The organism is Bacteroidia bacterium, assembly GCA_025056095.1.
Taxonomy (GTDB): Bacteria; Bacteroidota; Bacteroidia; order JANWVE01; family JANWVE01; genus JANWVE01.
On record JANWVW010000099.1, the window covers coordinates 1 to 10,350 of the forward strand.

General features: G+C 37.6%; 9 protein-coding genes. 4 read left to right on the top strand and 5 right to left on the bottom strand.

Going from position 1 to position 10,350, the window contains the following annotated elements:
- Positions 1 to 2,181, top strand: a 2,181-nt coding sequence (locus tag NZ519_08350) for a hypothetical protein (GenBank protein ID MCS7028761.1), incomplete at its 5' end; no start/stop codon positions are given.
- Here NZ519_08350 and NZ519_08355 read toward each other — a convergent pair.
- Positions 2,116 to 2,319, bottom strand: a complete 204-nt coding sequence (locus NZ519_08355) for a hypothetical protein (protein ID MCS7028762.1) — start codon at positions 2,317 to 2,319, stop codon at positions 2,116 to 2,118. The two genes, NZ519_08350 and NZ519_08355, sit on opposite strands and share 66 nt — an antisense overlap.
- A 128-nt stretch (positions 2,320 to 2,447) precedes the next feature.
- On the opposite strand from NZ519_08355, the gene NZ519_08360 reads away from it, so the two are divergent.
- Positions 2,448 to 4,757: an NADP-dependent malic enzyme gene (locus NZ519_08360; GenBank protein ID MCS7028763.1), complete on the top strand. Its 2,310-nt coding sequence runs from the start codon at positions 2,448 to 2,450 to the stop codon at positions 4,755 to 4,757.
- A 5-nt stretch (positions 4,758 to 4,762) separates the two neighbouring features.
- Positions 4,763 to 5,119, top strand: a complete 357-nt coding sequence (locus NZ519_08365) for a YraN family protein (protein ID MCS7028764.1) — start codon at positions 4,763 to 4,765, stop codon at positions 5,117 to 5,119.
- Here the strand turns inward: NZ519_08365 and NZ519_08370 are convergent.
- Positions 5,116 to 5,772, bottom strand: a complete 657-nt coding sequence (locus tag NZ519_08370) for a hypothetical protein (protein MCS7028765.1) — start codon at positions 5,770 to 5,772, stop codon at positions 5,116 to 5,118. The genes NZ519_08365 and NZ519_08370 overlap by 4 nt on opposite strands.
- Positions 5,773 to 5,842: 70 nt before the next feature.
- Entirely contained in the window at positions 5,843 to 7,138 is a 1,296-nt protein-coding gene (locus NZ519_08375) for an aminopeptidase P family protein (GenBank protein MCS7028766.1), read from the bottom strand.
- Between the two features lie 92 nt (positions 7,139 to 7,230).
- Here NZ519_08375 and NZ519_08380 point away from each other — a divergent pair, with 92 nt between their 5' ends.
- Positions 7,231 to 8,853 (top strand): ABC transporter substrate-binding protein, encoded by a 1,623-nt coding sequence (locus NZ519_08380; GenBank protein ID MCS7028767.1) that lies wholly within the window; start codon positions 7,231 to 7,233, stop codon positions 8,851 to 8,853.
- Positions 8,854 to 8,861: 8 nt separating this feature from the next.
- Here NZ519_08380 and surE read toward each other — a convergent pair whose 3' ends face one another.
- Both surE and NZ519_08390 read right to left on the bottom strand, forming a co-directional pair.
- Complete coding sequence (surE, locus tag NZ519_08385) at positions 8,862 to 9,635, bottom strand: 5'/3'-nucleotidase SurE (protein MCS7028768.1); 774 nt, start codon at positions 9,633 to 9,635, stop codon at positions 8,862 to 8,864.
- A 91-nt stretch (positions 9,636 to 9,726) separates the two neighbouring features.
- The gene (locus NZ519_08390) at positions 9,727 to 10,170 is read right to left on the bottom strand and encodes a hypothetical protein (protein MCS7028769.1); all 444 of its coding nucleotides are present in this window, start codon (positions 10,168 to 10,170) and stop codon (positions 9,727 to 9,729) included.
- Positions 10,171 to 10,350 lie beyond the last annotated feature (180 nt).

Sequence of the window (10,350 nt, forward strand, 5' to 3'; positions counted from 1 at the left end):
AAGGAAGTTCTCGTAGAAGGCGACAGAATAGGTCAGGGGGATTACCGAAACGTTACTCAAAAACTTAGTGCTAGAGTGATAGAGGACATTTACGTCATTCCGGATTATGCAGAAAATCCACTGCTGGCAGATTTTAATGAAAATACACAGCTTGCCCTTAACCTTACTCTCAAAGATGCCTACAAAAATGAATGGCTGTTTGACGTGGAAGCAGATGGAGGATATCCTCAATTATACCGTGCTAAAACGAATATCACGGGCATACGTACCAAAACCAAACTCATTCTGGACGGCAACCTTAACAACACCGCAGACTATCCTAATACGGATAAATTTTACCCCAAAGACGCTGACCTTAGCCCTGTTTCTGTTAAACCTGTACAACCGTTTCAACTCTATCAGCCCCGCTATGATATAGAAAATATGCTCTATGAACGCACAAACATAAAATCCGCAGGAATACAGCTTACACAACGTTTCAGAAAGGGTTTTGTATTGCAACTCTCTGCCAATCTGTATGATGTTCAGCAAAGATATTTTCAGATGCTTTTGCAGAATTTCTTTCTTATGGCATATCCTGTGCTTATTCAGGGCTTGCAGGTACAGAACAAAAACGAACAGCAGTTCTATACAGGGGCGCAGCTTACCTATCTGCCCATCTCCTTAAAACACCGTGCTGTATACCAGGTGCATTTCAGTATGCCTGCCACAAACACTGCAAATTCCCTGCTCGGACTGCAAAGCCTTGTACAAACGGAAGAATACACCAACCGCTATCACTACCACTATCTTGAATACGATTATAAACTCAAAAAAAATCATGTTATTTTGCTCAAAGCAAGATATAGAAATTTTGATACTCGCTCACAATATCAAATTTACCCATTGTATAGCTTGTATGTACCTGCTACAAATACAGTTGTCAGCCGTTTGTATCAGAACTTGTATTTACCTGTGCAGAATTACAGTGCAGAAGCTACTTATGTACAAAAGAAATTTACCCTTACACATGCATACCTGCACGAACAGCAAAACCTTGTTACTAACATAGACAGTATGCCGAACACAAACACAGCTTTACTCAACTACCAAAACAACATGAACTATAAATGGCACATTGCATATTCTGATCTCAAAGCTAAATTGCACCAAGCACCTAACAACAAAGTCAATAAATTGCAGGCCAGCAGTCGCTTTATGTATGGCTACTTTGTGTATCAGCAGGATAAAACTTTGCTTTACTGCGTAAGGCAACGGTTTTGGATACTGCCAAGTGTGCAATATAGCGTGCGTTTAACTAAAAAACTCCCTTTGATGCTCGCATATCAGTATCAGGTGGATATTCCAAAAATCAGTGAATTTCAGTATGCCTATACCTTTACAGATTTCAGAACGCTGCAAAAAGGTATGCAGGAATGGTATCCGCGTGCGTACCACAATGTCAATGCCAGTACTATGTACTTTAATTTCAACAAAATTCTTAATGTATTCAGTTTTGCATCTTATTCCCGCACCAAAGGGCGATTTAACACCTTCTTAACGGTGGATACACTCTATACATTCAGTTCGGTTACGAATGAAAATACCGTCAGCCATCAAGCAATGGGATACATGAATATAGCCAAATCCTCGCTTACTCTTAAACACCGTATTACTGCAAAAACCAATATCCATTCTGTGATTACCCCCTCCGATTTTAATGAGTTCAGAAGGACGCTTACTTTGCACACGTACAGGCAGAGTGTAGGAATTGTATCTATATTCAGAAAAGGAATAGACTACGAACTTTACCTTGACTATACGCTCACACAAAACCGCATGCAGTTGCATAACTTCAATATAAAGTTTATTGCCAACAATCACCGCTTGCAACCTAATGTCAAGCTCATTTTGGACTATAAAAATGTTTTGTTGGTATATCATCATTTTTGGGTACAGCAGTACATAGGTACAAGGCTAGCGCGTCAATGGCAGTGGGCAAATGTGTATATTGCTTATAGCCCTCCTAAATTCCCGCACTGGCGGTTTACACTGAAAGGGTACAATCTGTACGGCTTAAAAAACATTACGGAAATTCGTTTAGACAACAATTCACAGGTTATAGAAAATCTTGTTTTACAGCAGCGTATCATTCTTGGCGAAGTTTCTTTCTATTTTGACACTAAACCTAAAAGCAAATAATTTCAATTTTGAATAAAATGATATTTTTTTGGGCGTGCCCCTTGCTGACGCAAGGGTCGGGGCATTCCGCACGTAGCCCGCAGCACGCCGACCTTGTGGGCATGAGCGCAAGCGAAACGCCCACAAGGACACGCCCAAAAAAATTAAAATCTTAAAACTTAATTCCTGACAATTATTGTTGATGCAAAAACAAAATAAAACTCAATTCACTCACTTTGCTTTTTGCTTCTTTTTGATATACATTTGTGATAAAATCAAAAATAAGCATGTCCAACAGATCAACTATCCGAAGGGAAGATGCCCTATTATACCATAGCAGCCATAGAAGAGGTAAAATAGAAGTTGTGCCGACAAAATCTGTGGCTACACAAAGAGACTTATCTTTGGCTTATTCCCCTGGAGTAGCTGAACCTTGCCGCGAAATTGCCGCTAATGTAGAAGAAGTATACAAATATACCGCAAAAGGAAACTTAGTAGCCGTGATATCAAACGGAACAGCAGTTTTAGGCTTAGGCAACATAGGTCCCGAAGCAGCTAAACCTGTAATGGAAGGTAAAGGCGTTCTGTTCAAAAAATTTGCAGATATTGACGTGTTTGATATTGAAGTTAATGCACCTGATGTGGAAACTTTTGTGAAAGTAGTAAAAGCCTTAGAACCTACCTTCGGAGGTATAAATTTAGAAGATATCAAAAGCCCTGAATGTTTTGAAATAGAAAGAAGGTTAAAAGCAGAGTTAAGTATTCCAGTCATGCACGATGACCAACACGGCACAGCTATTATTTCTGCTGCGGCATTGATAAACGCATTAGAGTTAGTTAATAAAAAAATAGAAGACATAACCATCGTAGTAAGTGGGGCAGGTGCGGCATCTATTGCTTGTCTGAATTTATATTGTCGTTTAGGTTTAGATCCTCGTAAAGTACTTTTATTTGATAGTAAAGGACTTATTCACAAAAATCGCCCAGACGTAAAAGAATTTCAAAAAATATACGCCACAGACCGAACTGACATTGTAACACTTGCCGATGCTCTCAAAGGAGCGGATATGTTTTTGGGTTTATCCGTAGGTAACCTACTTACTCCTGACATGATACGCTCTATGGCAAAAAATCCGATTGTGTTTGCTATGGCTAATCCTGATCCTGAAATTCCATATCCTGATGCAGTAGCTGCTCGTGATGATGTTATTGTAGCCACAGGGCGTTCAGATTATCCGAATCAGGTCAATAATGTATTAGGATTTCCATACATATTTAGAGGGGCTTTGGATGTAAGAGCTACTGAAATTAACGAAGAAATGAAATTAGCCGCGGCAAAAGCCCTAGCTTCGTTAGCCCACCAGCCTGTACCTGAAATAGTAATTGAAGCCTACGGCGGTAAAAATATCGTTTTTGGCAAAGAATACTTGATTCCAAAACCAAACGATCCCCGCTTAATTACAGAAATTTCTATGGCTGTAGCTAAAGCAGCTATGGAAACCGGTGTAGCAAGAAATCCTATTCAAGATTGGGACAAGTATCGTGAGGAATTGCTTGGCAGGTTAGGAATGAGCAATAATCTTATTCGGATGATTGGAGAAAGAGCTAAAAAAGCCCCAAAAAGAGTAGTTTTTGCCGAAGCAGACACATACAAAATTCTTAAAGCAGCTCAAATTGTCAAAGATGAAGGTATTGCTACACCAATCCTGTTAGGAAATGTAGATGCTATCAAAAGTAAGATTGAAGAATACGAATTAGATTTAGGGGACGTAGAGATGATAGATCCCCGCCGTGAATACGCCAAATTAGAAGAGTTTGCAGAAGTTTTTTGGAGAAAACGCTGCCGAAAAGGTATCAGCCGAATAGATGCCTACAAACTTATGCGCGAACGAAATTACTATGGAGCTATGCTCGTGGAGCTAGGATACGCAGACAGTATGGTGTCAGGCTTGACAACTAACTATCCCCGCACAATTACCCCTGCTATTGAAGTTATTGGCTTAGCCGAAGGAGTAAACTACCTAGCAGGTATGCACATTATTCAAACTAAAAAAGAAACTTACTTTTTTGCTGATACCACTATAAACCGCGATGAAGTTTTATCGGTTGAACAATTAGTAGAAATTACAAGATTGACCGCAGAAGCTGTACAAAGTTTAGGTATAAAACCCCGAATTGCTTTACTAAGTTTTTCTAACTTTGGAAGCAATCGTAAAAGCCCTGTGGTACGAAGAGTTATCCAAGCAGTTGAAATACTTAAAAAACGCTATCCTAATTGGCTTATTGATGGAGAACTGCAAGCTAATTTTGCCCTTCGCCCTGATTTATTACAAGAACGTTTTCCATTTAGCGAACTTGCCCAAGAAGGAGCAAACGTGCTTATATTTCCAGACTTAGCATCAGGGAATATCGGATATAAGCTTGTCCAAGAACTTGCAAATGCTTCTGTTATTGGACCTATTTTACTCGGACTTAAAAAACCTGTTCATATACTACAATTAGGAAGCAGCGTAGATGAAATTGTCAATATGGTAACCTACGCTGTGATGGATTGTCAAAAACGCCAAGTAGATAATCCAAGCTTACAAAAGGTTTAGCTTTCGTGGCGAAACATTTAGAAAAAGGAAAGCAAGGTGAAGAATTAGCTTGTCAGTATCTCTTAGAGCAGGGATACGAAATACTATTGAGAAATTGGAAATGGGAAAAAGCAGAAATTGACATTATTGCTTTGGAAGGTCAAGAGTTAGTTTTTGTGGAAGTACGCCTGCGCACACACGCACAGGATAGTCCTGAATTATCTATTTCACCTAAAAAAGCTTCTTTGTTATGCGCAGCCGCTTCGTTTTTTGTAGATTTTTGCATGGACAGAAATTATAGCTCCGTTCGCTTTGATGTAATAGGTATTCAGATGAAAAACAACGTACCTCACATTAAACACTACAAAGATGTATTTCGTTAAAGAATATCGCTTACTATTTTTTTAGTAGCAATAGGGCTATCTGAACCTAATATTTCATGAACTGTAACAGGCTTATGAGTTTGATAATCATCGGAAATAAGGTCAGCTTCAATAGCATAAATCATAGCTTGCTGCAAAATGTATCTTGTAATTCCTTTTGAAATTACTGAAGTAGCAAAGTTGTCAAAAAGAAAGCCAAATTGGCGCTCTCCTTCCATAAAAAAATGGCTATCTCTATTGATAAACAACCTACCCATAGAGTATCCCGTGTCATGGATACGATTGTATTTAATAGAATCACTTAAAAAGTTAAATAGCATAATTTTGCCACAAAAAGCCCTGCGGTAGTCCTCTTCTACATATTGGGACTTATATATTTTGTGGTTATCGGGAAAAGTCCATACATTTGTATGCATCTGCATGAGAATAATATCACCTGAAAATTTGATATAAAACTTAAAATCGTCAATCTCTTTGTACTCTAAACGTACAGTTTGCTCATTTGGAAATAATTGGCTATTCACTTCGGCTGCAATCTCTTGTGCTGATTCTTTGAATAGTTTGAATATCCTAAAAGTGTTTGCAAAAACTTCTTGCTTAACTAGTGACTTCTCTCTTAACAACGCAATGAGTTTTTGAGTAACCGCTTCCATACATCCGCAAGCATGCAAATATATGCAAATAAATATCACTGATAAAGGTTTGTATTGAATTTAGTTGATTTTATTTTTCGTTCATAAGACTCTCAATCTCTTCTACCTCTATCGGAATACTTGCCATTAAATCTATGTTACCGTTTTCAGTAATCAGTATATTGTTTTCTAAACGAATTCCCAAGCCTTCTTCGGGAATGTAAATACCAGGTTCGCAGGTATACACAAAACCAGGCTGCATAGGTAGGTATTTATAGTTAGCATCATGAACATCTAGTCCTAAATGGTGAGAAGTGCCATGCATAAAATACTTTTTATACGCGGGCTGCTTTGGATTTTGTTGTTTAATTTCATCTGTAGTCAGCAAACCTAATTTGAGCAGTTCTTCGGTCATTATCTCTCCTACTTGTTCATGGTATTTATCAATGGTATTTCCTGGTTTAAGCAGGTTTTTAGCTTGTTTCATAACCGATAGCACAGCATTATAGACTTCTTTTTGGCGCTTTGTAAATCTACCACTGACAGGTAAGCACCTGGTTAAATCAGCATTATAGTTAGCATAACATGCTCCGAAATCCATTAGCACTACTTCACCTGCTTGGCAGGTTTGAGAATTGGCAACATAATGTAAAACACATGCGTTTTTGCCTGCAGCTATAATGGGGTCATAAGCATGCCCATTAGCACGATTGCGAATAAACTCATGCGTAATTTCTGCTTCTATTTCATATTCAGTAACCCCAGGTTTGATAAACTTGATTACTCTACGAAAAGCTTTTTCTGTTATTTGTATGGCTTTTTTAATAGCTTCAATTTCAGGTTCGGATTTTATCATACGCAGACGATTGAGTATAGGAGCGCTGCGCTTGTAAGTATGTGCAGGATAAAGCGTTCTTATTTTTTGAGCAAAGTAATGGGTTTTTGTAATACTTTTAGCACTATCTCGGTCATGTTCATTAAAATCCCAATATACATTTTCACACAAGTGCAGCATAGGATACAAAAAAGCTTCTAATTGCTCTGTCCATTGTACGTTTTCAATACCTGATGCAGTCCGTGCTTCTTCTTGGGTATATTTGTGCCCTTCCCATATTTCTATTTCTTTATTGGTCTTTCGTATAAATAGCACTTCGCGCAAATCAGGATTGGGGTGATCAGGGTATAAAATGAGTACCGTTTCTTCTTGGTCTATACCTGTCAAGTAGTACAAATTACTGTTTTGCTTAAAAGTATAAGTTGCATCAGCATTTTTTAAGAAAAGCTCATTTGCCATAAAAATAGCCATGCTATTAGGTTCAAGGTATTGGCAAAAACGTCTTCTATTATCAATAAATAATGATGCAGGAAGGGGTTCGTATCTTTTCATGAGGTAAAATTACAGCAAATTTGAATTCAGATGTGTCAAAATTTGCTGATGAGTGATATATTTGTCTTTGCTCAAAGTATTTAGGTATTTTGATGCCTTTCAAAAGCATAATTTTTATTTTTAGTTTTTGCATACTTTACCAAGCTTGCCAGCCCTCAAAAAACATAGAAAAAGAAATTTTTAGGTACAATCAAGGGGAAGGTTTAACCACACTTGACCCAGCTTATGCCAAAAATATGGCTATCATTTGGGCAACCCGACAAATTTTTGACGGACTATTACAACTTGACGAGCAACTCAACCTTCAACCTAACTTAGCTGTTCATTGGCAAATAGATAGTTCATTGACTATCTATACTTTTTATCTAAAAAGTAATGTCTATTTTCATAAGCATCCACTTTTTGGAAAAGACTCTACCCGCTTATTTACAGCGTATGACGTTAAGTATAGCTTCACACGCATTGCCGATCCCAAAACTGCATCTTCGGGATCTTGGATTTTTAACGGTAAAATAAAAGGTATAAACGAGTTTCAAAATGGAAAAGCAAATGAAATTACAGGCTTTAAGGTAATCAACGATACTATTTTTCAAATTCATTTAATTAAGCCCTATCCGCCTTTTTTATACTTATTGACCATGCCATACGCATATATTGTTCCGCATGAAATTGTAGCACACTACGGAAAAGATTTTCGAAAAAATCCCATTGGAACAGGACCTTTTGTGTTCAAATTTTGGAAAGAAGGTGTAAGACTAGTCTTGCATAAAAATCCCTACTATCACGAAAAAGATAGTCAAGGAAGACCATTGCCATATCTAAAAGCCGTAGAAGTGAGTTTTATACGCAATAAAATGAGCGAATTTTTAGCTTTCAAGCAAGGAAAAATTGACTTTATATCAGGAATAGATGAAAGTTTTAGACACGAAATAATAGACAAAGAAGGTAATTTTTTAGCTGACTTTACTGCACGTTTCAAGATAGAAAAGTCCCCTTATCTAAATACAGAGTACATAGGCATACGATATGATACGCATACATACAATAAAAATTTGCGAGCAGCTTTGAGCATGAGTATAGACAGAAACAGTATTGTTAAATATCTAAAAAAAGGAATTGGCAAACCTGCCACAGGACTAATACCTGATGGTATGCCTTACTTCAAATATCAAGGGCATGAACATTACACATTTGATTTAAACAAAGCTAAATTAAAGTTCAGTACTTTAAAGCAAAAGCCGAAAGAAATTACTTTGTACACAAATAAAACCTATGCAGAGCTAGCAGAGTATATCCAGCGCCAATGGCAACAGTTAGGGCTTTCTGTAAAAATTATCCTCAACGACTTTGCTACTCACCAAGAAATGGTCTATTCAGGTAAGGCAGCTATTTTTAGAGCTTCTTGGATAGGCGATTATCCTGATCCAGAAAACTATATGGCTTTACTGTATTCAAAATATCATTCCCCTGCGGGACCAAATACAACTCACTTCACACATTCAGACTTTGACCGTGATTTTGAAGCGGCGCTCAATACTAAAAACCAGCAGCAAAGATCGCTTTTATACGCCCGAATGGAAGATATTCTTGCTCAAGAACTACCCATTATCCCTATTTATTTTGATGAAGTAGTAAGGATTTTACAGAAAAATGTTGAGGGCTTAGAAAATAATCCCATGAACTTGCTGCTACTAAAAAAGGTCAGAAAAAAATGAGAAAGAACCTACCTTATACTTAAATCCCATTGAGCAAGTTCTTGCTTAACATGATGTGCGGTAAAATCATACGTAATAGGACAAACTGACACATAATTATGCTCCAAAGCATGTAAATCCGTATCATCGCCGTGGTCTAAGACTTCAAAAGTTCCCATTAACCAATAGTATGGGCGTTGGTAGGGATCTATGCGTTCGTTAATTTCATCTGTCCAACGAGCTTCAGCTTGGCGAGTAATCCTAATTCCCTTTATTTCAGATAGAGGTCCTTTGGGAATATTGACATTGAGAAGCGTCCCTTTGGGCATACCTTTACGCAATGTTTCTCGTACTATAATTTTAGCTATTTCCATAGAAGCCGAAAAATCGGCATCATAAGAATAATCGCATAAAGAAAAACCAATAGAAGGAATATGAAACAAAGCGCCTTCCATAGCTGCGGACATAGTACCCGAATATAGCACATTTACGGACGCATTTGAGCCGTGATTGATACCTGAAACTAAAATATCAGGTTCTCTTTTAAGAATTACTTGGCGTGCTAATTTGACACAATCCGCAGGAGTACCTGAACATTGCCAGCCCCAAAATTCATCTTTGTACGTGCACTTTTCTAATCGCAATGGCTTAGTGATAGAAATAGCGTGTCCCATTCCACTTTGAGGGCTATCTGGTGCAACAATTACTACTTCCCCTATTTCTTTCATTGCAGTAGCCAAAGCAATAATACCCGGTGCAAGGATACCATCGTCATTGCAGACTAATATGGTCGGCTTTTTCATACGCTTGCAAATAACAAAAATGAATTGAAAAAAGTATTATTCAAAGCAATGTCTTGTTAAACAAGCACAAAAATAGACAAAAAGTAATTTTTTACAGACTGATTAGAGTTAAGCAGGTGTTACAGATAGCTTTGTCAATTTTATCATAAACTTCCGCCAAAGGCATGCTGTACAAAAAAATAAAATAATCCTGCTCTTTGTATTGTGGAAAAAAGTGTTTATTCTGCTTGCACTCATAGTTTCGAGTAATAGCAATAATTTTGTTAGGTTCTGTAACGTCAGGAAAAGCAATGTAGGTTTCAAACTCTTCATGAATAGGATAGCCTAACAAATTCCATTTTTTGTACTTTTTGAGGTCATTAAAGCCTATAAATTTTTCCCGCAAAATGTCATATCTAAAACGAAGGGATAGGCAATTGCCTACACACCATGCAAAATGTGGTAGAGTAAAAGAAGTCTGTACCCCTATTACACTCACTTCGGCAGGAGGTATTTGTAGTTGAGGCTGCAATTCTTCTAATGTTGCTTCTAGCACAAGTTCAACTTAGAGAGGTTAAATTAAGTATATTTTTAGAAGATTGTCAAGTTTTTGATAACTTTTTTGTAGGATTTGATTTTGAGAAATGAAGTATTGATAATTTTTTGGGCGTGCCCTTGTGGGCGTTTCGCTGCGCTCATGCCCACAAGGTCGGCGTGCTACGGGCTACGCTATCGC